This is a genomic window from Streptomyces sp. 71268 (genome assembly GCF_029392895.1).
In the GTDB taxonomy this organism is placed as follows: Bacteria; Actinomycetota; Actinomycetes; order Streptomycetales; family Streptomycetaceae; genus Streptomyces.
The window spans coordinates 1392868-1415634 of record NZ_CP114200.1 but is presented as its reverse complement, the minus strand read 5'-3'; the positions used below and the strand labels follow the sequence as shown (position 1 = coordinate 1415634).

17 protein-coding genes are annotated in these 22767 nt (G+C 73.7%); 15 read left to right on the top strand and 2 right to left on the bottom strand.

Going from position 1 to position 22767, the window contains the following annotated elements:
* The first annotated feature begins 118 nt into the window (after positions 1-118).
* From OYE22_RS05365 to OYE22_RS05305, 13 genes are all read left to right on the top strand, one after another.
* Positions 119-2155: a gamma-glutamyltransferase family protein gene (locus OYE22_RS05365; protein ID WP_277319332.1), complete on the top strand. Its 2037-nt coding sequence runs from the start codon at positions 119-121 to the stop codon at positions 2153-2155.
* Positions 2156-2505: 350 nt separating this feature from the next.
* Positions 2506-3918, top strand: coding sequence for a hypothetical protein (locus tag OYE22_RS05360; RefSeq protein ID WP_277319331.1), 1413 nt, complete (start codon positions 2506-2508; stop codon positions 3916-3918).
* Between the two features lie 147 nt (positions 3919-4065).
* Positions 4066-4908 (top strand): nitrilase-related carbon-nitrogen hydrolase, encoded by an 843-nt coding sequence (locus OYE22_RS05355; protein ID WP_277319330.1) that lies wholly within the window; start codon positions 4066-4068, stop codon positions 4906-4908.
* A gap of 62 nt (positions 4909-4970) precedes the next feature.
* Entirely contained in the window at positions 4971-6293 is a 1323-nt protein-coding gene (locus OYE22_RS05350; protein WP_277323991.1) for an aspartate aminotransferase family protein, read from the top strand.
* On the top strand, positions 6290-7699 hold the full coding sequence (gene hydA / locus OYE22_RS05345) for a dihydropyrimidinase (RefSeq protein WP_277319329.1): 1410 nt from the start codon (positions 6290-6292) through the stop codon (positions 7697-7699). The genes OYE22_RS05350 and hydA overlap by 4 nt, the downstream gene beginning before the upstream one ends.
* A 46-nt stretch (positions 7700-7745) precedes the next feature.
* Positions 7746-8762 (top strand): TIGR03842 family LLM class F420-dependent oxidoreductase, encoded by a 1017-nt coding sequence (locus tag OYE22_RS05340; RefSeq protein ID WP_277319328.1) that lies wholly within the window; start codon positions 7746-7748, stop codon positions 8760-8762.
* 422 nt (positions 8763-9184) lie between these two features.
* Positions 9185-10363 (top strand): sulfite oxidase, encoded by a 1179-nt coding sequence (locus OYE22_RS05335; protein ID WP_277319327.1) that lies wholly within the window; start codon positions 9185-9187, stop codon positions 10361-10363.
* Between the two features lie 115 nt (positions 10364-10478).
* Positions 10479-12299 (top strand): gamma-glutamyltransferase, encoded by a 1821-nt coding sequence (locus OYE22_RS05330; RefSeq protein ID WP_277319326.1) that lies wholly within the window; start codon positions 10479-10481, stop codon positions 12297-12299.
* A gap of 91 nt (positions 12300-12390) precedes the next feature.
* A complete protein-coding gene (locus OYE22_RS05325) occupies positions 12391-13230 on the top strand; it encodes an inositol monophosphatase family protein (RefSeq protein WP_277319325.1) in 840 nt (279 codons plus the stop codon).
* 76 nt (positions 13231-13306) lie between these two features.
* Complete coding sequence (locus OYE22_RS05320) at positions 13307-14713, top strand: NAD(P)/FAD-dependent oxidoreductase (RefSeq protein ID WP_277323990.1); 1407 nt, start codon at positions 13307-13309, stop codon at positions 14711-14713.
* Positions 14714-14777: 64 nt separating this feature from the next.
* A complete protein-coding gene (locus OYE22_RS05315; RefSeq protein ID WP_277319324.1) occupies positions 14778-15512 on the top strand; it encodes a VOC family protein in 735 nt (244 codons plus the stop codon).
* Between the two features lie 176 nt (positions 15513-15688).
* Positions 15689-17158, top strand: coding sequence for a DNA-3-methyladenine glycosylase 2 (locus OYE22_RS05310; RefSeq protein ID WP_277319323.1), 1470 nt, complete (start codon positions 15689-15691; stop codon positions 17156-17158).
* An 80-nt stretch (positions 17159-17238) separates the two neighbouring features.
* The gene (locus tag OYE22_RS05305) at positions 17239-17787 is read left to right on the top strand and encodes a methylated-DNA--[protein]-cysteine S-methyltransferase (protein WP_277319322.1); all 549 of its coding nucleotides are present in this window, start codon (positions 17239-17241) and stop codon (positions 17785-17787) included.
* Positions 17788-17905: 118 nt separating this feature from the next.
* On the opposite strand, the gene OYE22_RS05300 is transcribed toward OYE22_RS05305, so the two are convergent.
* A complete protein-coding gene (locus OYE22_RS05300) occupies positions 17906-19315 on the bottom strand; it encodes a VCBS repeat-containing protein (RefSeq protein WP_277319321.1) in 1410 nt (469 codons plus the stop codon).
* 436 nt (positions 19316-19751) lie between these two features.
* Here OYE22_RS05300 and OYE22_RS05295 point away from each other — a divergent pair, with 436 nt between their 5' ends.
* Complete coding sequence (locus OYE22_RS05295) at positions 19752-20912, top strand: transglycosylase family protein (protein WP_277319320.1); 1161 nt, start codon at positions 19752-19754, stop codon at positions 20910-20912.
* A 160-nt stretch (positions 20913-21072) separates the two neighbouring features.
* Here OYE22_RS05295 and OYE22_RS05290 read toward each other — a convergent pair whose 3' ends face one another.
* Positions 21073-22017, bottom strand: coding sequence for a LuxR C-terminal-related transcriptional regulator (locus OYE22_RS05290; RefSeq protein ID WP_277319319.1), 945 nt, complete (start codon positions 22015-22017; stop codon positions 21073-21075).
* Positions 22018-22198: 181 nt separating this feature from the next.
* On the opposite strand from OYE22_RS05290, the gene OYE22_RS05285 reads away from it, so the two are divergent.
* On the top strand, positions 22199-22588 hold the full coding sequence (locus OYE22_RS05285) for a hypothetical protein (RefSeq protein WP_277319318.1): 390 nt from the start codon (positions 22199-22201) through the stop codon (positions 22586-22588).
* Positions 22589-22767: the final 179 nt, after the last annotated feature.

Below are 22767 nucleotides of genomic sequence, written 5' to 3'. Positions count from 1 at the left end.
GTACGGGTGGCGTACGCCGGTGCTCATAGGGACACGCGTACCCCGCACGTACTGTCGTCCGCTCCCACGCGCGAGTAGGCTCCGGCCGCTGCCGCCCGCTTTCTGCTTGGAGGTCAGGATGGTCCGCCCTGCTGTGTCGCTTCGCTCGACCGCTACCGCGCCGGGACTTCCACCGCCCGCCGCCGGCCGGTCCCGGAGCGGCGGCACCCGCGCCCGCCGCTGGGCCGCGGTGGCCGCGACCGCGGCGTTGCTGACCACGCTCGGCTCCGTGCCGGCCATCGCCGAGGGCCCGGCGACGCCGGACCGGGCGGCGGACGGCGCGCGGCCGGCGAGCCACGCCCACACCCCGCCGGGCACGCCCGACAAGACGCCGGTGGCCGTCGGCTACGGCGGCGCGGTCTCCAGCGTCGACCAGGACGCCTCAGCCGCCGGCATCGAGGTGCTGCGGCGCGGCGGCAACGCCGTGGACGCCGCGGTGGCCACCGCGGCGGCCCTGGGCGTCACCGAGCCGTACTCGGCGGGCGTCGGCGGCGGCGGGTACTTCGTGTACTACGACGCCAAGCGCAAGCGGGTCTCCACCATCGACGGCCGCGAGACCGCGCCGCGCAGCGCCGGCAGCGACCTGTTCCTGGAGAACGGCAAGCCGATCCCGTTCGACCAGGCCGTCACCAGCGGGCTCGGCGTCGGCACCCCCGGCACCCCGGCCACCTGGGACTCCGCGCTCGACCGCTGGGGCACCAGGTCCCTTGGCCAGGTGCTGCGCCCCGCGCAGCGGCTGGCCCGCGACGGCTTCACGGTGGACGAGACGTTCCGCTCCCAGACCGCCGACAACCAGGAGCGCTTCGCCGACTTCCCGGCGAGCGCGAAGCTGTTCCTGCCCGGCGGCAAGCTGCCCGAGGTCGGCAGCACGCTGACCAACCCCGACCTGGCCGACACCTACGACCTGCTGGCCCGGAAGGGCGTGGACGCCATCTACCGCGGCGAGATCGGCCGCGACATCGTCCGTACGGTGCGCACGCCCCCGGTCGCGAAGGACGCCGACCGCACGGTGCGGCCCGGCGACCTGACGCGGGCCGACCTGCGCGCGTACGCCCCGCGCTCGCAGGCCCCGAGCCGCTCCCACTACAAGGGCCTGGACCTGTACGGCATGGCCCCGTCCTCCTCGGGCGGCACCACGGTCGGCGAGGCGCTGAACATCCTGGAGAGCGCCGAACTCGGCCGGGCGGGCAAGGGCGCGCACGCCGACAAGGGCGCGGCCACCGACGGGGACCACGGGACCGCGCGGAGCGGCGGCGACGCGCGGCTGAGCGAGAAGCGGTTCCTGCACCGCTACATCGAGGCCAGCCGGGTCGCCTTCGCCGACCGGGGCCGCTGGGTGGGCGACCCGGCGTTCGAGGACGTGCCGACCCGGCAGTTGCTCGGGCAGCGGTTCGCCGACGCGCGGGCCTGCCTGATCAGCGACGACAAGGCGCTGACCAGCCCGCTTCCGGCCGGCGACCCGCGCCACCCGAAGCGCTGCGACGCCTCCGGCACCGTGAGCCCCACCCCGTACGAGGGCCGGGACACCACGCACCTGACGGTCGCCGACAAGTGGGGCAACGTCGTCGCCTACACCCTGACGATCGAGCAGACCGGCGGCAGTGGCATCACGGTGCCCGGGCGCGGCTTCCTGCTCAACAACGAGCTGACGGACTTCTCCTTCGCGCCCATCACGCCGGGCGTGCACGACCCGAACCTGCCCGGGCCCGGCAAGCGGCCCCGCTCGTCGATGTCGCCGACGATCGTGTTCGAGGACGGGCGTCCGGTGGTCGCGCTCGGCTCGCCCGGCGGGGCCACCATCATCACCACGGTGTTGCAGACTCTGCTGAACCACTTCGACCGTGGCCTGCCGCTGGTGGACGCGATCGCCGCGCCGCGCGCCAGCCAGCGCAACACCGCCACGACGGAGCTGGAACCCGGCCTGTGGAACAGCCCGCTGCGGGCCGAACTCGAAGCGCTCGGACACCGGTTCACCCAGAACCGGGAGATCGGCGCGGCCACCGGCGTACAACGCCTGCCCGACGGGCGCTGGTTGGCCGCGGCCGAGACGAACCGGCGCGGCGGCGGCTCGGCCCAGGTGGTCCACCCGCACGGGACGACGCCCACCGGGCACTGATTCCTCCAGTGGCGACGCCGGCCGACGACCCCCGGCCGGCGCCGCCGCCGGGGACGGCCGACCGGACCGGACCCGCGCGCGTGCTCCCGTACGCGCCGGGCGCCGGCCGGCCGCCCCGGCGCCGCCCCGCGACCGCCGTACGACGCAGTCGCCGTAGCCGCCCCGCGCCGGGGCCGGGAGTCGCCCCGCGCCAGGGGTCACGGCGTGGCGGGCCGCGCCCGACGGGGGAGTTGGGGGACCCCGACCGGCGCGACCCGGCGCGCACTCGCTGTTCATGCCACCGTCGCCCCCGCGGCCCCGCCGCGGTCCGTGCCCCCACGGCGCGCCGGTGGCACGACGGAGGGGGAGGGATGAGACGCCCTGACGACCCCGAACCGAGCGCCGCGGCCGAGTCAGCCGGGCCCTTCGACCCGGCGGAGTTGGTGGAAGTGGCCGCCCTGGCACGGTTCCTGCGCGCGCTGACCCGGGTGCTCGACGCGCGCGCCGGCTGGTACGAGGTCTTCGCCGAGCGCGACCCGCGGGGGCTGGCCGACTGTCTCGACGGCCGGGAGATCCCGCCCTGGGACGTGATCGAGGCGCTCCTGCACGACCTGGCCGCCCTGCGCGGTCCGGAGGCCGCGCACAGCGCCACCGAGCGGGCCCGGTGGCTGTACCGGGCCGCGACCGCCGCCTTCGACGCCAGGCCCGGCAGCCGGGCCGTGCTCCGCGAGCGGCTCGCCGCCATGACGGCCGAGGGCGACCGCGCGCGTCGCCGCCAGCGCCGTCTGGTCGCCGCCGCGCACGCCGCACGCGGCCAGCGAGGCGACGAGGCGGCCGAGGAGTACGCCGCGGACATCGCCTGGGCCTGGGACGACTGGCACCGCGCGAGCGCCCGCTGCGCCGAACTCCGCGCCCGCCTCGCCCCCAGCCCGCGCGCACGCGAGGAGGGCCCGGCGCCGGACGCCGCACAGGCTCCGATCCCCGTCCAGAGCCCGCCCCCGGCCTCCAACCCGGCTCCCGGGCCCGCGTTCGGCCCCACCCCGGGCCCGGCCGAGGCTCCCGCGAGCGGCCAGCCCAGCGCGCCGCCACCGGACGCGGGGCGCGCCCCCGGGGTCCCTGAGCCCGCACCCGCGGGGGACGCCCCCGCTCCGGCCGGCGGTGCCCGCGCCCCCGGCCCGTCCGCCGTAGCACCGCCCGCCGGCCAGCCGTCCGCCGCCGGTCCGGCCGAGGTCGGTCCGCTCGGCGAGCGGCACGTGGCGGCCGGGGTCGCGGCGCGCGTGGCGCGGCTTCGGAGCGCCGGGAGCAGCGGCGAGGCGCACGCGGTGCTGTGCGAGAGCGCCGGGTGGCCCGCGCCGCGACTCCCGCTGCTGGCGGGGGCGTTGGCGGCGGAGGGGCTCGACGCCGACGTGGCGACGCTGCTGTGGGAGGTCGCCTCCCTGCCACCGCCCCGCCTCGCCGCCGCCCTCGCCGCGCTCGACGCGGCCGGCCGCGAGCGGGACTGCCGGCTGTTGCTGCGCCAGGGCGCCGCGCGGCCCGTCGCCGAGGTGGCAGAGGTGGCCGGCGCGCTCGGCGCGTCCGGGTGCCGGCCACTGGTGGTCGCGCTGCTCGCCGCGCTGGTCCGGGCGCGCGGCGGCGCGGAGGCGGCCCGGGTGGTGGCCGACGGGCACGCCGCACTGCTGGCCCCGCTGCTCGAAGCCGCCCGCGCGGTCTCGGCGCACCACCACCGCGACACGGTGCACGCGCTGCGCGTGACGGGCGTGCGGGGCCTCCCCGACATCACCTGACAGGCCCCGGAACGTGATCGACTTCGTCGCTCACCGCCGATGGTCTTGCCACCGTCCGTGACGGGCCTTACGGTCGCATCCTCACGTGATCTACGCGTGTGGAGCACTGGTCCACCTCTGGCTGACGGCCCGACGAAGGAGCAGCTCATGGCCACTGTTGTGCGTGCCGCGCTGGTACAGGCGAGCTGGACAGGCGACACGGAATCGATGGTCGCGGGGCACGAGGAGCACGCCCGCCGGGCCGCCGCGCAGGGCGCCCGGGTGATCGGCTTCCAGGAGGTCTTCAACGCCCCGTACTTCTGCCAGGTGCAGGAGCCCGAGCACTACCGCTGGGCGGAGCCCGTACCGGACGGGCCGACCGTCACCCGAATGCGGGAACTGGCTCGCGAGACCGGCATGGTGATCGTCGCCCCCGTCTTCGAGGTCGAGCAGCCCGGCGTGTACTACAACACCGCCGCCGTCATCGACGCCGACGGCAGCTACCTCGGCAAGTACCGCAAGCATCACATCCCCCAGCTCAAGGGGTTCTGGGAGAAGTACTACTTCCGGCCGGGGAACCTGGGCTGGCCCGTCTTCGACACCGCCGTCGGCAAGGTCGGCGTCACCATCTGCTACGACCGGCACTTCCCCGAGGGCTGGCGGGAGCTCGGGCTCGGCGGCGCGCAGCTCGTCTACAACCCCTCCGCCACCGCCCGTGGCCTCTCCGCGCACCTGTGGCCCCTGGAACAGCCCGCCGCCGCCGTCGCCAACGCGTACTTCGTCGCCGCCATCAACCGCGTCGGCGTCGAGAGGTACGGCGACAACGACTTCTACGGCACCTCCTACTTCGCTGACCCGCGCGGCCAGTTGGTCGGCGCGCCCGCCAGCGACACGGCCGAGGAACTGCTCGTACGCGACCTGGACTTCGACCTCATCGACGAGGTGCGCCAGCAGTGGGCGTTCTACCGCGACCGCCGCCCGGACGCGTACGGTGGGCTGGTGCGGCCGTGACCGCGCGCCCGGGTGACGCCCGGGAGGGCGTCCAGCCCCGTCCACCCGGCGCCCACGCGGACCTGCTGCGCCGGCACCGGGCCGTGCTGCCGGCGTGGCTCGCGCTCAACTATGACCAGCCCATCGAGCTGACGCACGGCCGGGGCCGGCACGTCTGGGACGCCGAGGGGCGGCGCTACCTGGACTTCTTCGGCGGCATCCTCACCACCATGACCGCGCACGCGCTGCCCGAGGTCACCCGGGCCGTCAGCGAGCAGGTCGGGCGCATCGCGCACACCTCGACGCTCTACCTGAACCGGCCCATGGTGGAGCTGGCCGAGCGGATCGCCCACCTCTCCGGCATCCCCGACGCCCGGGTCTTCTTCACCACATCGGGCACCGAGGCCAACGACACCGCCCTGCTGCTCGCCACCGTGGCCCGCGGCTCCCAGCAGGTGCTGGCCATGCGCAACAGCTACCACGGCCGGTCGTTCTCCACCGTCGGCGTCACCGGCAACCGCGACTGGTCGCCCACCGGCGCCTCCCCGCTGCACACGCTGTTCGCGCACGGCGGGGTGCGCTCCCGGGGCCCGTTCGCCCACCTCACCGACGAGCGGTTCGTCGAGGCGTGCGTGGCCGACCTCACGGACCTGCTCGGGCAGGCGCACGGCCGGGTCGCGGCGCTGATCGCCGAGCCGATCCAGGGCGTGGGCGGCTTCACCTCGCCGCCGGACGGGCTGTACGCGGCCTTCCGCGAGGTGCTCGACCGGCACGGCATCCTGTGGATCAGCGACGAGGTGCAGACCGGCTGGGGCCGTACCGGGGACCACTTCTGGGGCTGGCAGGCGCACGCCGGCAGCGGCCCGCCCGACCTGTTGACCTTCGCCAAGGGCATCGGCAACGGTATGTCCGTCGGCGGCGTGGTGGGCCGCGCCGAGATCATGAACTGCCTGGACGCGAACTCCATCTCCACCTTCGGCGGCAGCCCGGTCACCATGGCCGCGGCGCTCGCCAACCTCGGCTACCTCATCGACCACGACCTCCAGCGCAACGCCCGCCGGGTCGGTGGGCTGCTCATCGAGCGGCTGCGGGCGGCCACGGCCGGGCTCGACCTGGTGCGCGAGGTGCGCGGGCGCGGCCTGATGATCGGCGTCGAACTGGTGCGGCCCGGCAGCCAGGAGCCGCACCCGAGGGCCGCGTCGGCGGTCCTCGAGGCGGCGCGCGAGGGCGGGCTGCTGATCGGCAAGGGCGGCGGCCACCACGGCAGCGTGCTGCGTGTCGCGCCGCCGCTGACCCTCACCGTCGCCGAGGCCGACGAGGGCGCGACCCTCCTGGAGGCCGCGCTGCGGGCCACGGCCGCCGATCCGTCCATCCGGGCCGACGTGGAAGGGAACCACGCCTCATGAGCGAAGCCAGCCGTACCGTCGTCCGCGGCGGGCTCGTCGTCACGGCGGCCGACGAGGTCCACGCCGACGTGCTGATCGAGGACGGCCGGGTGGTGGCCCTGGCCGCACCGGAGACCGAGTTCGCGGCCGGGTGGAGCGCGGCGCGGCAGATCGACGCGCGCGGCAGGTACGTCATCCCGGGCGGCGTGGACGCCCACACCCACCTGGAGTTCCCGTTCGGCGGCACGTTCTCCAGCGACACCTTCGCCTCGGGCACCACCGCCGCCGCCTGGGGCGGCACCACCACGCTCGTCGACTTCGCCGTGCAGTCCAGGGGTTACACGCTGCGCGACGGCCTGGACGCCTGGCACGCCAAGGCACAGGGCAACTGCGCCATCGACTACGCCTTCCACATGATCGTCTCCGACGTCAACGAGCGCTCCCTGCGCGAGATGGACCTGCTCGTCGCCGAGGGCGTCACCTCGTTCAAGCTGTTCATGGCCTATCCCGGTGTGTTCTACAGCGACGACGGCCAGATACTGCGCGCCATGCAGCACGGCGCCCGCAACGGCGGGCTGGTCATGATGCACGCCGAGAACGGCCCGGCCATCGACGTGCTGGTCGAGCAGGCCGTCGCCGAGGGCCGCACCGACCCGCGCCACCACGGCGAGGTCCGCAGGACCCTGCTGGAGGCGGAGGCCACGCACCGGGCCATCGCGCTGGCCCGGGTCGCCGACTGCCCGCTGTACGTGGTGCACGTCTCGGCCGCCGAGGCGCTCGCGGAGCTGGCGCGGGCCAGGGACGCGGGGCTGCCGGTGTTCGGCGAGACCTGCCCGCAGTACCTGTTCCTGTCCGTCGACAACCTGGCCGAGCCGGACTTCGAGGGCGCCAAGTACGTGTGCAGCACGCCGCTGCGGCCCCGCGAGCACCAGGCCGCGCTCTGGCGCGGCCTGCGCACCGACGACCTCCAGGTGGTCTCGACCGACCACTGCCCGTTCTGCTTCGCTGGCCAGAAGGAACTGGGCCGGGGCGACTTCTCGAAGATCCCCAACGGGCTGCCCGGCGTGGAGCACCGGATGGACCTGCTGCACCAGGGCGTGGTCGACGGCCACATCTCGCGGCGCCGCTGGATCGACATCGCCTGCGCGGCCCCGGCCCGGATGTTCGGCCTCTACCCGCGCAAGGGCACCATCGCCCCCGGCTCCGACGCCGACCTGGTCGTCTACGACCCCGAGGCCAGTCAGGTGATCTCCGCGCGCACCCACCACATGAGCGTGGACTACTCGGCGTACGAGGGCCGCGAGGTCACCGGCCGGTGCGAGACGGTGCTCTCACGCGGCGAGGTCGTCATCGACCGGCGCACCTTCACCGGCCGCGCGGGCCACGGCCGGTACGTGCCGCGCGGCACCTGCGCGTACCTGCGCTGACCGGCCACCCTCGCGCACCCCACCCCCGTCACTCTGGAGGGCCACCGTGGACTTCGGCCTCGTCCTGCAACTCGACCCGCCCGCCGCGCGGACCGTCGGCCTGATGCGGCGCGCCGAACGCAACGGCTTCCGCTACGGCTGGACGTTCGACTCCGCCGTGCTGTGGCAGGAGCCGTTCGTCATCTACAGCCGGGTGCTCGAACACACCGAGCGCCTCATCGTCGGCCCCATGGTCACCAACCCGGGCACCCGCGCCTGGGAGGTGACGGCCTCCACCTTCGCCACGCTCAACGAGATGTACGGCAACCGCACCGTGTGCGGCATCGGCCGTGGCGACTCGGCGCTGCGCGTCGCCGGCCGCCGCCCGTGCGGCCTGGCCACCCTCGGCACCTGCATCGACGCGCTGCGGGACCTCGCCGAGGGCCGGGAGGCGGTGGTGGACGGTGCCACGGTGCGGCTGCCGTGGGTGCGCGATGGCCGGCTGCCGGTGTGGATGGCGGCGTACGGGCCCAAGGCGCTGGCGCTGGCCGGGCAGAAGGCCGACGGGTTCATCCTGCAACTGGCCGACCCGCTGCTGACGGAGTGGATGGTCACGGCGGTGCGCGAGGCGGCGGCCGACGCCGGCCGCGACCCGCGCGAGGTGAGCATCTGCGTGGCCGCGCCCGCCTACCTGTGCGACGACACGCCCGAGGCGCTGGCGCACGCCAGGCAGCAGTGCCGGTGGTTCGGCGGCATGGTCGGCAACCACGTCGCCGACCTCGTCAGCCGCTACGGCCAGGACTCCGACCTGGTCCCGGCCGAACTCACCGGCTACATCGAGCGGCGCGCGGGCTACGACTACGCCCACCACGGCCGCGCCGACAACCCCGACACCGAGTTCGTCCCCGACGAGATCGTCGACCGCTTCTGCCTCATCGGCCCGCCGCGCGCCCACATCGCCCGCCTGGCCGCCCTGCGCGACCTGGGCGTCGACCAGTTCGCCGTGTACGCGATGCACGACGCGCGCGAGCAACTCATCGACGGTTACGGCCAGGAGGTCATCCCGGGCTTCGAGGCCCTGTAGCCCGGCGCGGGGGTCGGCGCCACCACCCGGCCGACCCCGCAGTCCGTTCCCCGTGCCCGCCGCCCGCTGCCATCGTCGCTCCGTCGCTCCGTCGCCCCGTCGCCCCGTCGCCCCGTCGCCCCGTCGCCCCGTCGCCCCGGGCCGCCGTGCGCCGCGTCGGGCACGCCCCGCCCCGTACCGCCGGGTGGCCGGCCGCCGTTGGGGCGGTGTGCCGCAACCGTCGTACGCGAGGCGCTGACCTGGCCCGGGCGCGCGTCTAAGATGCCCGCATGGCTGTCACCGCGCGCTCTGTGCCGCGCCCCTGTCGTTGTTGTCGCTGACGCCTGCCTCGCCCCCGCGCGCCCCGCGCGCCCGCTCCCTCGCCCCTCCCGCGCTCCCGGGCGTCCGCGCCCGCCAGCGCTCTCCTTTCGAGGTGTCCCGCGATGACTTCTGCCCGACGTACCGTCCTCAAGCTGCTCGCCACCGTCCCCGTCGCCGCCCAGGCCGCCCGCGCGGCGGCGCCCGCCGCGGCGGCCGAGGGGCCCGGCGGCATCCTCAAGCCGCTACCGGCCGACGTGTTCACCCGCCACGGCACCAACGCCGAGACCCGCCCGTCGGCCCTGCGCGGCACCGGCTTCCACACCCCGAACGACCGCTTCTTCGTCCGCAACCACACCGCGACCCCCGTCCTCGACGCGGACACCTGGCGGCTGACCGTGTGGGGCAGCGGGCTGCGCGGCGGGCCCGTCCGGTTCACCCTGGCCGACCTGCGGGCGCTGCCCGCCGTCAGCCGCGACGTGGCCATCGAGTGTGCCGGCAACGCGCGCGGCTACTTCACCTCCCAGCAGCACGACACCGTCACCGGCACGCCCTGGACGCTCGGCGCCGTCGGCGTGGCCCGTTGGCGCGGGGTGCGCCTGGCCGACGTGCTGCACCGGGCGGGGATCGGCAGCCACGCCGTGGCCGTCATGCCGCGCGGGCTCGACGCGGAGTACGTCACGGCCGGCGTGAACCTGGGGCGGGTGCGCCGCCCGCTGCCGGTCGCCAAGGCGCTGGCCGACGTGCTCCTCGCGTACGAGATGAACGGCGCGCCGCTGCCGCCCGACCATGGCTACCCGCTGCGCGTGGTGGTGCCGTCGTGGGTCGGCATCGCGTCCATCAAGTGGCTCGGCGACATCGAGGTCGGCGCCGAGGACCTGCACTCGCCCTGGGACACCGACTACTACCGGCTGTTCGGGCCCGGCCACCCGCCGCAGGGCAGCGCGCCGCTGACCCGACAGACCGTCAAGTCCACCTTCGAGCTGGACCACGGCGCCACCCTCGACGCCCGCCGCTCCCACCGCCTGACCGGCCGCTCCTGGTCCGGACGCGCACCCGTGGTGGACGTGCGGGTGAGCACCGACGGCGGGGCCCACTGGCGCCCGGCCCACCTCCAGGACCCGCCGCGCCGGCACGGCTGGGTCCGCTGGTCCGTGCCCTGGCACCCGCACGCCACCGGCCCGACCACGCTGCTGGCCCGGGCCACCGACGCGGCGGGCAACACCCAGCCCGACCACACCACGCCCAACGCGCAGGGCTACCTCTTCGACGCGGTGGTCCGCCTCCCGGTCACGGTCGTCTGAGCCGGCCACCCACCAACCGGCCCCGGGGCCGGGGGCGGGCGCCCTGCCGCGACCGCGCGCGTGCTGCGTACGCTCGCGCCAGCGCACCCGTCCCCGGCCCGAGGAGACCGCTCTCGTGTTCACCACCCGGCCCACCCTGCACGGCACCTTCGGCATGGCCTCGTCCACGCACTGGCTCGCCTCCCAGTCGGCGATGGCGGTCCTCGAGGACGGCGGGAACGCCTACGACGCGGCCGTGGCCGCCGCGTTCGTGCTGCACGTGGTCGAGCCGCACCTGAACGGCCCGGCCGGCGAGGTGCCGATCATCATCGCCCCGGCCGGCGGCGCGGTGCGCGTGCTGTGCGGGCAGGGCCCCGCGCCGGCCGGCGCCAGCGCCGCCGCCTACCGCGACCTCGGCCTGGAACTGGTCCCCGGCACCGGACCGCTGGCCGCCGCCGTCCCCGGCGCCTTCGACGCCTGGCTGCTCCTGCTGCGTGACCACGGCACCAGGTCGCTGGAGTCCGTGCTCCGGTACGCCATCGGCTACGCGGAGGGCGGACACCCGCCCGTGGAGCGGCTGACGGAGACCGTGGAGCGGGTGCGGGCCCTGTTCGAGAGCGAGTGGACCACCTCGGCCGAGATCTACCTGCCCGGCGGGAAGGCGCCCGCCCCCGGCACCCTGTTCACCAACCGGCCGCTGGCCGCCACCTGGCGGCGCCTGCTGGCCGAGGCGGACGCGGCCGGCGGCGACCGCGAGGCGCGCATCGACGCCGCGCGCCGGGTGTGGCGGTCCGGCTTCATAGCCGAGGCGCTGGTCGCCTCCGCCGCCCGCCCGGCGCTCGACACCTCGGGACAGCGGCACGCCGGCCCGCTCAGCGGCGACGACCTGGCCGGCTTCGAGGCCACGTACGAGGAGCCGGCCCGCTACGACTGGCACGGCTGGACCGTGTGCAAGCCGGGCCCCTGGTCACAGGGCCCGGTGTTGCTCCAACAACTCGCCCTGCTGCCGGACGGCCTGACCGCCGCCGACCACGGCACGGCCGAGTACACGCACACCCTGATCGAGGGCAGCAAGCTCGCCTTCGCCGACCGGGAGGCGTGGTACGGCGACGCGCGCGGGTCGGACACCGTGCCGCTGCCCGACCTCCTCGACGCGGACTACAGCGCCGCGCGCCGCGCGCTGATCGGCCCGGGTGCCTCGTACGAGCTGCGCCCGGGGCACCCGGGGGGCCGGGTGCCGCGCCTGGCCGCGCACACCCAGGCCGTCGCCCGTGGCGAGCGGGCCGCGACCGGCCCGCTGACCAGCGCGGCGGCCGGTGTCGGCGAGCCGACCGTGACGGCCGACGGCGGCACCCGGGGCGACACCTGCCACCTGGACGTCGTGGACCGCTGGGGCAACATGGTCTCGGCGACGCCCAGCGGCGGCTGGCTCCAGTCCAGCCCCGTCGTCCCCGAGCTGGGCTTCCCGCTCGGCACCCGGCTCCAGATGGCCTGGCTCGACCCGGACCTGCCGAACACGCTCACCCCGGGCCGCCGCCCGCGCACCACGCTCTCGCCCTCCCTCGCGCTGCGCGACGGCGAGCCCGTCCTCGCCTTCGGCACCCCCGGCGGCGACCAGCAGGACCAGTGGCAGACGCACTTCTTCCTCGCGGTGGCGCTGCGCCCGCCCGTGCGCGGCGGGCTCGACCTCCAGGGCGCCATCGACGCACCGGGCTGGCACCAGGAGGGGTTCCCCGAGTCGTTCTACCCGCGCGGCATGCGCCCCGGCGGCGTCACCGTCGAGGAGCGGTTCGACCCGGAGGTGATCGCGGAGCTGCGCCGCAGGGGCCACGACGTGACCGTCGGCGGGCCCTGGTCGGAGGGCAGGCTCAGCGCCGTGGGTCGGGACCCGGAGACCGGCGTGCTGTCGGCGGCGGCGAACCCGCGCGGGGCCCAGGGGTACGCGGTCGGCCGCTGAGCCCCGGCCACCGTGTCGGTTTTCCCGGAGTTCACCCTGTGGCCAGCCACGCGATGTCAATCCTGCTGGTGGGGCGTGGTTCGATGGACACATGATCGAAGCAATGGACCCGGGGGAATGGGCACGCCTTGAGGCGGCGGTGGACGAGGCCGTCCGCAAGGCGGCGGCCACGGAGATCATGCCGCGGTTCCGGCAACTGGCCCAGCACGAGATCGTGCAGAAGAACGGCCCGCACGACCTCGTCACGGTCGCCGACCGGCTCGCCGAGGAACAGCTCACCGTCGCGCTGACCGCGCTGCTGCCCGGCTCCGTGGTGGTCGGCGAGGAGGCCGTGCACGCCGACGCCGGCGTCCTGGCCGCCCTTGAGGGCGAGGTGCCGGTGTGGATCGTGGACCCGGTGGACGGCACCCGCCAGTTCGTCCACGGCGACCCGGGCTTCGCCACCCTGGTCGCGCTGGCGCACCGGGGCGAGCTGCTCGCCTCCTGGACGTACGCGCCCGCCCTCGACCTGATGGCCGTGGCCCGCAGGGGCGGCGGCGCCGAGCTGGGCGGCCGGCCGCTGCGCTGCGGCCCGCGCCCGGCCGGCAAGGTCATCGACGTGGCCATCTCGCACTACGACTTCACCACCGACGTGGAGAAGGCGGCCCTGTCCGGGCTCGTGACCGAGGGCGTCGCCCCGCGGCCCTGTGGCTCGGCCGGCCTGGAGTACCTGGACGTGGCCCGCGGCCTGTTGGACGCCGTGGCCTTCTCCTGGGAGAACCCCTGGGACCACGCCGCCGGGCTGCTCCTGGTGGCCGAGGCGGGCGGCACCTCCGGCACCGTCGCCGGCGAGCCCTTCCAGCTCGCGGGCGGCAACGCGCTGCCCTTCACCGCGGCGCGGGACGCGGAGACGGCGGCGCATATCCTGGGCCTGCTGACCGCCGTTGGCTAGGTCGGCGCGCGAGCCGCGCACGCCGTAGCCACGACCGCGGGCGACCCTCACAGGCGAGGAGGCCGATGTGCCGTCGATGCTCGACGCGGTGGTGGTGGGGGCCGGGCCGAACGGCCTGACCGCCGCCGTTGAGCTGGCCCGCCGCGGCCACGCGGTGGAGGTGTTCGAGGCCCGCGAGGCGCCGGGCGGCGGGGCCCGCACCGAGGAGCTGACCCTGCCCGGCTTCCGGCACGACCCCTGCTCGGCGGCGCACCCCCTCGGCGCCGGCTCGCCCGCCTTCAACGCCATGCCGCTGGAGCGGCACGGCCTGACCTGGCTGCACGCCGAGCTGCCGATGGCCCACCCGTTCCCGGACGGCACCGCCGCGGTCCTGGCCCGCTCCGTGGGGGAGACCGCTATGTCGCTGGGCCCCCGGGACGCGGGCGCCTACCGCCGGCTGGTCGCGCCCTTCGTCGGCCGCTGGGAGGCGCTGGCCGCCGACTTCCTGCGTACCCCGTGGCTCGGGCGGCCGCGCGACCCGGCCACCTGGGTCCGCTTCGGCTCGCTCGCCCTCCAACCCGCCGCGCTGCTCGCCCGCCGCTTCCACCAGGACAGGGCCCGTGGCCTGCTCGCCGGGCTCGCCGGGCACGCGGTGGCCCCGCTGCGCGGCGTCGGCACCGGCGGCCTGGCCCTGATGTTCGCGATCGCCGCGCACGCGGTCGGCTGGCCCGTCGCCCGTGGCGGCTCGCAGGCCATCACGGACGCCCTCGTCTCGTACCTGCGCGAACTCGGCGGCGCCGTGCACACCCACTACGAGGTCAAGCGCCTGGACGACCTGCCGCCCGCCCGCGCGTACGTCTTCGACACCTCGCCCACCGCGCTCGCCCGCATCGCCGGTCTCGGCGACGCCTACCGCGGCTTCCGCTACGGGCCCGCCGCCTTCAAGATCGACTACGCCCTGGACGGCCCGGTGCCCTGGACGGCGGCCGACGCGCGCCGCGCGGGCACCGTGCACCTCGGCCCCACCCTCGGCGAGATCGACGGCGCGCTGCACGCCGCCGTCTCCGGCCGCGACCCCAGCGTGCCCTTCCTCATCACCACCCAGCCCAGCCTCATCGACCCCACCCGGGCTCCCGCTGGCAAGCACACCTTCTGGGCGTACGGGCACGTGCCGAGCGGTTGGCGCGGGGACGCCACCGAGGTCATCGAGCGGCAGTTGGAGCGCTTCGCGCCGGGCTTCCGGGACCGGGTGCTCGCGCGCGCCGTCGCCGGCCCGCCCGAACTGGCCGCCCGCAACGCCAACTACGTCGGCGGCGACATCGCCTGCGGCGCCTTCACGGGCCTGCAGACCGTGCTGCGCCCCAAGCTCGCCCGCGTGCCCTACGCCACCGCGCACCCCGCGATCTTCCTGTGCTCGTCGGCCACCCCGCCCGGCCCCGGCGTGCACGGCATGTCAGGGCACCACGCGGCGCGCGCGGTGTGGGGCGCGCTGCGCGGCCGGTAGGGCCGGCGCGCGGGCCGCGCCCGCTGTTGTTAGGGTGACCTAACTTCTCGGGAGAGGGTGGGACATGGCCACGGAGTCATCGGAGTCACCGGAGTTCGACCACCTGCTGCACGGCGTCCCCGACGTGCCGTCAGCCGTCGCCGCGTACACGGCCGCCGGCCTCCCCGCCCACGTCAACCCGCCCTACCTGGGCTTCCAGAACGGCGCGTGGCGCCTGGACGTGCGCTACGTCGAGATCCTCACCGTCGTGGACCACGCGGAGTTCGCCGACTCCCCGTACGGCAGGGCGATGGCGCCGATGATGCCGTTCGTGAGGGACCAGATCGCGGCCGGCGGCGGTGGGCTCAACTTCGCGGTCAACGTCACCGACGCCGAGGCGACCACCGAACGGCTGCGCCGCGCGGGCCACGAGGTCGAGTTGGTGACCTTCGCCAAGGAGGGCTCGCCCGTCTCCTTCCGCGAGGCGTTCCTCGCGGACGCGCCGCGCTGGGCGCCGTTCTTCATCAGCTACGAGCCCGACCGGCAGGTCATCCTCGACACCTATCGGGGCGGGGGAGGCCGCCGGGGCGAACACGACCTGGCCGGGTTCGTGATCGAGACGCCCGAACCGGCCGTGGCCGCCGACTGGTTGAGCCGCCTCCTGTGCCTGCCGACCACCGCCGACGGCACCGTCGTACCGCTGCCCGGCGGCCATGTGCACTTCACCGCCGGCCCGGCCGACCGGATCACCACCCTGCTGCTGACCGACGGCACCCCACCCACCACCCGCGTCGCCGGCCTCGACGTGCGCCCGGCCTGACCGCCACCCCGCGACCTCGCCCCGCCCCGACGGGCCCGCGCCGGGGCGGGGCGGGCCGAGGCCCGCCGGGGGCGAGACGGCGGACCGATGGATCAAGATCAGCCAGATGGGCGCGGCTCCAGGGCCATGTCGGATTTCCGCGAGCCCCAGCCGTGCGCACCCGCGATGCTGAGCGCATGCACTCTGACTTCGACCGGTGCGTGAGAGCCGTCCAGTCCAAGGACGCCCGCTTCGACGGCTGGTTCTTCACCGCCGTGCTCACCACCCGCATCTACTGCCGCCCGAGCTGCCCGGTGGTGCCGCCCAAGGTCGAGAACATGACGTTCTACCCAAGCGCCGCCGCCGCCCAGCAGGCCGGGTTCCGCGCCTGCAAGCGCTGCCGCCCGGACGCCAGCCCCGGCTCCCCGCAGTGGAACGAGCGCGCCGACCTCGTCGCCCGGGCCATGCGACTGATCGCCGACGGCGTGGTGGACCGCGAGGGCGTCCCCGGCCTGGCCGCCAGGCTCGGCTACAGCACCCGACAGATCGAGCGCCAGCTCCTGGCCGAACTCGGCGCCGGCCCGCTCGCACTGGCCCGCGCGCAGCGCGCGCAGACCGCCCGGCTGCTGATCGAGACCAGCGAGCTGCCGATGGCCGAGGTCGCCTTCGCCGCCGGCTTCGCCAGCATCCGCACGTTCAACGAGACCGTACGGGAGGTCTTCGCCCTCTCCCCGACGGAGCTGCGCGGGCGCACCCGCCGCGGCGACCGGCCCACCGCGCCCGGCGTGCTCAGCCTCCGGCTGCCCTTCCGCGCCCCGCTGTGCCCGGACAACCTCTTCGGCCACCTCGCCGCCACCGCCGTGCCCGGCGTGGAGGAGTGGCGCGACGGCGCGTACCGGCGCACGCTGCGCCTGCCGTACGGGCACGGCATCGTCAGCCTCCGGCCGGCGCCCGACCACATCGGCTGCCAGCTCTCGCTGACCGACCAGCGCGACCTGGCGGGCGCCATCAGCCGCTGCCGCCGCATGCTCGACCTGGACGCCGACCCCGTCGCCACCGACGACCTGCTGCGCACGGACGCGGAGCTGGCGCCCCTGGTGGACAAGGCGCCCGGGCGCCGGGTGCCGCGCACAGTGGACGCCGACGAGTTCGCCGTACGGGCCGTGCTCGGCCAGCAGGTCTCCACGGCCGCCGCCCGCACCCACGCCGGCCGGCTGGTGACCGCGCACGGCGAGCCGGTGGACGACCCGGCCGGCGGCCTGACCCACCTGTTCCCCAGCACCGAGGCGCTGGCCGGCCACGACCCGCAGGCCCTGGCCATGCCGCGCACCCGGCGGGCCACCCTCGGCACGCTGATCGACGCGCTCGCCTCCGGCGACATCACGCTCGGCGTCGGCAGCGACTGGGACCGCGCCCGCGCCCAGTTGGCGGACCTGCCCGGCATCGGCCCGTGGACCGTGGAGGTGATCGCGATGCGCGCCCTCGGCGACCCGGACGCCTTCCTCCCCACCGACCTCGGTATCCGCCGCGCCGCCGAGGGCCTCGGCCTGCCGAGCACCCCCGGGGCGCTCATCCGGCACAGCGCCAGGTGGCGGCCCTGGCGCGCGTACGCCGTGCAGTACCTGTGGGCCACCGAGGACCATCCGATCAACCTGCTGCCCGCCTGACGCGCCCCGCCCGCGGCGTGCGCCTCTCGCGCCGCCCCCGATACCCTCACTCAGTCCGAGCCCAAGGAGAGCTACCTGCCGTGCCCGTAAGCGTCCACACCCTCATCGACAGCCCCTGCGGTCCGCTCACCCTGGTGGCCACCGACGGGGTGCTCTCCGGTCTCTACATGACCGACCACCGGCACCGGCCGCCGCTGGAGACCTTCGGCGAACGGGACGAGGTGCCCTTCGCCGCGGCCATCGACCAGCTCACGGAGTACTTCGACGGCCACCGCACCGACTTCTCCGAGCTGCCGATCCACCTGTCGGGCACGCCGTTCCAGCGCCGGGTCTGGGAGGAGCTGCGGTCCATCCCGCACGGCGTGACCATCTCCTACGGGCAACTCGCCGAGGCCATCGGGCAGCCGAGCGCGGCCCGCGCGGTGGGCCTGGCCAACGGTAAGAACCCCATCAGCATCATCGTCCCCTGCCACCGGGTCATCGGCTCCACCGGCAGCCTCACCGGCTACGGCGGCGGACTCCAGCGCAAGCGCCAACTGCTGGACTTCGAGCGGGGCCGCGTCCAGTGCCTGGACGGCGCGTTCGTGGCCGACGCCACGGAGCAGGCGGCCCAGGAACAACTCTTCTGAACCGTCGCGCATCGCGGCCGGGGCCCGAGTCGGCGCCGCTGGTCGGCGTGCCACGGCCTGCCCGCGCGGAGGCCGTCCCCGCCCAGGAGTGCGGGGACGGCCTCGCGTGGGGGAGTGGTTACCAGCCGGTGCCGAGGGTGTAGCGGGTGGCGAAGGTGTTCTGTCCGGTGCCGGGGTAGAGGTACATGTTCCCGGTCGTTCCTTGCGGGGCCTGGACACCGGTGATGTCGGTGTTCCCGTCACCGTTCAGATCGGCACTGAAGATGTCCCGCATGATGTTCCATCCCGACCCTGCGGAGACGGGCGAGTTGAAAGTACTCGCCCCGTTCCCGGGATAGATGAACAAGGTGCCATCGGATTTCGCGCGGGCGGCGATATCGGACTTCCCGTCGCTGTTGAAGTCCCCTCCGGTCAGTTCCTCGACATGGTTCCATCCGGTGCCGGCCATGATCGGGGAGTTGAAGGTACCCGCGCCGTTTCCGGGATAGATGAACAAGGTGCCATCGGATTTCGCGCGGGCGGCGATATCGGACTTCCCGTCGCTGTTGAAGTCTCCACCGGTCAGTTCCTCGACATGGTTCCATCCGGTGCCGGCCATGATCGGGGAGTTGAAGGTACCCGCGCCGTTTCCGGGATAGATGAACAACGTCCCATCGGACTTCGCGCGGGCGGCGATATCCGTGTTCCCGTCACCGTTGAAGTCACCACCGGTCAACTCATCCAGACTGTCCCAGCCCGTCCCCATCGACCGCCTGGCCTCCAAAGCCCCGGCCCCGTTCCCCGGGTAGACGAACAACGTCCCGTTCACCTTCGCCCGCGCCACCACATCCGACCGGCCATCACCAGTGAAGTCACCCCCCACAAAATCCGTCATCCCCGCATCCCCAGGCGGCGGCGTGTCGTCATCGACGATGTTGACATTGCGTATGGGCTTGTAATTGGACGTGCCGCTACCGGCGAAGTAGGGATACGGGATCTTGCGGTGGTGAACGCCGGAGCTGCTGAACTCGTAACCCCAATAGGAGTTCTTGCCGGCATCGGCCCAGCCCTCGAAGAGCACGATGTGGCCGTCATCGCCGGCGCGGTCGTTGTTCAGCGCGTCACCCGGCCGCAGCTCGGCCTTGCTGATGCTCCTGGCCGCGCCGCTGGGCACGAAATTGGGGGTCGCGAGACCCGGCTTACCGAGCTTCCACGCCATCGAGACGAAACCGGAGCAGTCGCGTCGGTACCCCTGGTAGGTGCCGTTCTGGTTGTACGTGAGACCGAGGCCGACCCAGGAACTCGCTCTGGTGAGGGCCTCGCTCCGGGTCACCCTCTCCGCCGCGAGCCGCACGGAGCGCTGTTGCTCCTGGATCGAGGGCGCTCCCTGCCCGTGGCTCCCCCTGTCCTGTGCGCCGTCTGCCGAAGCAGCCGCCGCAGTGTGGGCGGGGGACGCTGACGCGGTGCCCTCCAGCACCGTGACGCCGAGCGCCAGGACGCCGGCCAGGGTGAGAGCGAGGGAACGACGGTGGTGAACAGATGGGGACATGACGCGACTCCAGTCGGGTAAATGCGGCAGGAAAGTCGTGGAATTCCCGGTGTCGAGCGACGCACGTTCCCGTTCTCCGGGTGTGCTGTCGAAAACACCGGAATACGAGCGTCGACGGGGGCGGCGCCAGTGAAACGCACCGGCGCTGCGCACTCCCTCGGTGCTGCCTCAGTTTCCGCTCGACGGCGCGGTGACCGGAAGCCCTACGGGGTGGACGGAATGTGTCGTGTCACAGACCGTCCACAGGTTTTTGGCGGTCGCTTGGGTGGACTCGCGCGGCGGCCACGGGACAGCGGAGCCTGGCCGCCTTGTGTCACGGCAGAATCAGGCCAGCGGAAAGTCCTTCCGCTCCCCGCCCCGGGTGAGGAAAAGTCGAGACACCTCACACCGTGCTTGATTCCGCACGGTCAATCCATGTGCTCAGGGGGAACAACCCATGCCCGTCCACGAGCGTTCGTGGCTGCGCGGTGTCCGCGCGATCCTGACGACCGGCACCGCCGCGGCCATCGCCCTTTCCGTTTCACCCGCCTCGGCCGCCAGCGTGGCGACCTGGGACAAGGTCGCCCAGTGCGAGAGCGGCGGCAACTGGTCCATCAACACCGGCAACGGCTACTACGGTGGTCTGCAGTTCTCCAGAAGTACCTGGGATTCTTTCGGAGGAAAGGGGTACGCGCCCTACGCCCACCAGGCGACGAAGCAGCAGCAGATTCTCATCGCGGAACGGGTGCTCGGTGTGCAGGGGGAGCGCGCGTGGCCTACCTGCGGCCCCAAGGCGGGTCTCGGGCGCGACCACGCGAACCCCTACCCGCCAACGCCGACCGACCCGCCTGGGGATGCGGGGATGACGGATTTTGTGGGGGGTGACTTCACTGGTGATGGCCGGTCGGATGTGGTGGCGCGGGCGAAGGTGAACGGGACGTTGTTCGTCTACCCGGGGAACGGGGCCGGGGCTTTGGAGGCCAGGCGGTCGATGGGGACGGGCTGGGACAGTCTGGATGAGTTGACCGGTGGTGACTTCAACGGTGACGGGAACACGGATATCGCCGCCCGCGCGAAGTCCGATGGGACGTTGTTCATCTATCCCGGAAACGGCGCGGGTACCTTCAACTCCCCGATCATGGCCGGCACCGGATGGAACCATGTCGAGGAACTGACCGGTGGAGACTTCAACAGCGACGGGAAGTCCGATATCGCCGCCCGCGCGAAATCCGATGGCACCTTGTTCATCTATCCCGGAAACGGCGCGGGTACCTTCAACTCCCCGATCATGGCCGGCACCGGATGGAACCATGTCGAGGAACTGACCGGAGGGGACTTCAACAGCGACGGGAAGTCCGATATCGCCGCCCGCGCGAAATCCGATGGCACCTTGTTCATCTATCCCGGGAACGGGGCGAGTACTTTCAACTCGCCCATCTCCGCAGGATCGGGATGGAACATCATGCGGGACATCTTCAGTGCCGATCTGAACGGTGACGGGAACACCGACATCACCGGTGTCCAGGCCCCGCAAGGAACGACCGGGAACATGTACCTCTACCCCGGCACCGGACAGAACACCTTCGCCACCCGCTACACCCTCGGCACCGGCTGGTAACCCCCGCCCCGGCGACAGTTGCCCACAGGACACCGTTGGCACCCCGCGCCCCGCAGCGGGAGGGGGCCGCCGTTGCGGGGCATGGGACGAGCCCGGCGCGCTCACGCGGGCCGGGCCCGTCCCGCTGGCGGGAGCCTTGTTGGGGCAGCGCGTTCGCTGGTCAGCGGGTGGCGGGGAGCCAGCCGTCCTGGACCGCGTGGACCCCCGCCTCGAAGCGACTGCGGGCGTCCAGCCGTTCCATGAGGTCGGCGGCGATGCGGCGGGCGGTACGGGGGGAGACCCCGAGGCGCTTGGCGATGGCCTCGTCCGTGAACCCCATGGCCAGCAGGCGCAGGGTCTCCGACTCCTGAGTGGGCAAGGCGGTGCCGCGCGGAGGCGCGGGGTCCCCGAGGGGCAGCGCGGCGGCCCAGAGGCTCTCGAAGAGGGCGCACAAGGCGGTGAGGGTGGACTGCCCGTCCAGGATGACGGCCCCGGCGCGCGCGTCGGCCGGGTCCAGCGGCAAGACCGCCTTCCGGCCGTCCAGGATGATCATGCGAAGGGGCAGGGTCGGCGTGGTGCGAACCTTGCCTCCTCGGCTGTGTAGCCAACCGACGTGGTCGAGCGTCGGTTGGTGGTTGCGGACGCTGGACAGGTAGATGGTCCGCATGCGCACTCCACGGTCCAACAGGGTGGCGTTGGGCCCGCGGCTGGCTTCGAGGTCCTCGGGGGTGTGGGCGCCCCCGGGAGCCAGGGTCGTCACCTCGTTCTCCGCCTCGGCGCCGAGCTGCGCGAGACGGGCCCGAATGGCGTCGGCACCGTGTACGACTTCTGACCCTCTGCTGTCACCACGGGGGCGGAGCGCGGAGCACTCGGCGATCAACTGGGCAGCGGCGGCGCGGGATGCCTCGACCCTGTGCTGCTGCGCGGCGAGTTCGGCGTGCTGCCGGGCGAGCAACAACTCCATGGCGGCCTCGGGAGGCACGGCGTGGAAACCGCTGTGCTCGTTCGGGGAGGGCTGCACCACGGCCAGGGCGCTCAGTTCGGACAAGCTGTCGCGGACCTCCTGCTCCGAGCACCGCAGCCGCAGAGCGAGTTGCGTGACGCCTTCGTCGGAGTAGGCGAGCATGGCCCGATACAAGCGCTCAGCGGGCAGGGACAAGCCGATGGAATCAAGCACGGAGACCCCCCAATAGCAGCAGTTTAAGAATACACGTCCGATTATTGGGCGGCGGGCGGGCAGTTGTGGGCCGTTTCCTGCAATGGCATAAAGAGTCCTGCTTGCTGGTGTGTGCAAGTAAATGCCCTAGATGGACGATGAGGCCATGTATCTGGTTCACGCGCACCTGACGGCGGCTCCCGGTGCGGCCGTGCCCGATGACGCGGCCGCCCTGATCGCGGGGTGCGTGGGCGACGGCGAGGCCGTCGAGCACGTGGTGGTCCACCGGGTGGCCGACGGCAACGCGGTCGTCGGGGTGTTCCTGCTCGCACCGTCGCTACGGGCCGCCGAAGGCGTGGCGGAGGCGGTCTGCCGGCGCGCGCTCGTCACGTACGAGCGGCTTGGCGGCCTCACCCTCGACGGGTGCCAGGTGCCGTTCGTGGCCGCTTATTACGAGCAGGCGGCGGACCTCGCGGCAACTGGCCAGCTTATGCCACGGCACGATCCGTCCACCGACGATCCCTTCCATCCATTCTGCTGATTCGCGACAGTCTTTTATCGGCAGGGAATTAGCTTCCTCGCTGCCGAGTCCGGCCAGGTGAGGTCGGGCCTTTCCCGGCGGAAAATCCGCGCGCAGCGAATGTGAACTCTTACTCGACGGGGGATATTGTCATGTCGTTTTCCAGGGTCGCCGTAGCCGTCTCGTGCGCCAGTTCCGTC

Excerpts from the sequence above, each read along its gene's own strand:
- OYE22_RS05365 (WP_277319332.1), top strand. The coding sequence starts at position 119 with ATGGTCCGCCCTGCTGTGTCGCTTCGCTCGACCGCTACCGCGCCGGGA.
- OYE22_RS05360 (WP_277319331.1), top strand. The coding sequence starts at position 2,506 with ATGAGACGCCCTGACGACCCCGAACCGAGCGCCGCGGCCGAGTCAGCC.
- OYE22_RS05355 (WP_277319330.1), top strand. The coding sequence starts at position 4,066 with ATGGCCACTGTTGTGCGTGCCGCGCTGGTACAGGCGAGCTGGACAGGC.
- hydA (WP_277319329.1), top strand. The coding sequence starts at position 6,290 with ATGAGCGAAGCCAGCCGTACCGTCGTCCGCGGCGGGCTCGTCGTCACG.
- OYE22_RS05335 (WP_277319327.1), top strand. The coding sequence starts at position 9,185 with ATGACTTCTGCCCGACGTACCGTCCTCAAGCTGCTCGCCACCGTCCCC.
- OYE22_RS05325 (WP_277319325.1), top strand. The coding sequence starts at position 12,391 with ATGATCGAAGCAATGGACCCGGGGGAATGGGCACGCCTTGAGGCGGCG.
- OYE22_RS05320 (WP_277323990.1), top strand. The coding sequence starts at position 13,307 with ATGCTCGACGCGGTGGTGGTGGGGGCCGGGCCGAACGGCCTGACCGCC.
- OYE22_RS05315 (WP_277319324.1), top strand. The coding sequence starts at position 14,778 with ATGGCCACGGAGTCATCGGAGTCACCGGAGTTCGACCACCTGCTGCAC.
- OYE22_RS05310 (WP_277319323.1), top strand. The coding sequence starts at position 15,689 with ATGCACTCTGACTTCGACCGGTGCGTGAGAGCCGTCCAGTCCAAGGAC.
- OYE22_RS05300 (WP_277319321.1), bottom strand. The coding sequence starts at position 19,315 with ATGTCCCCATCTGTTCACCACCGTCGTTCCCTCGCTCTCACCCTGGCC.
- OYE22_RS05295 (WP_277319320.1), top strand. The coding sequence starts at position 19,752 with ATGCCCGTCCACGAGCGTTCGTGGCTGCGCGGTGTCCGCGCGATCCTG.
- OYE22_RS05290 (WP_277319319.1), bottom strand. The coding sequence starts at position 22,017 with ATGCTCGCCTACTCCGACGAAGGCGTCACGCAACTCGCTCTGCGGCTG.
- OYE22_RS05285 (WP_277319318.1), top strand. The coding sequence starts at position 22,199 with ATGGACGATGAGGCCATGTATCTGGTTCACGCGCACCTGACGGCGGCT.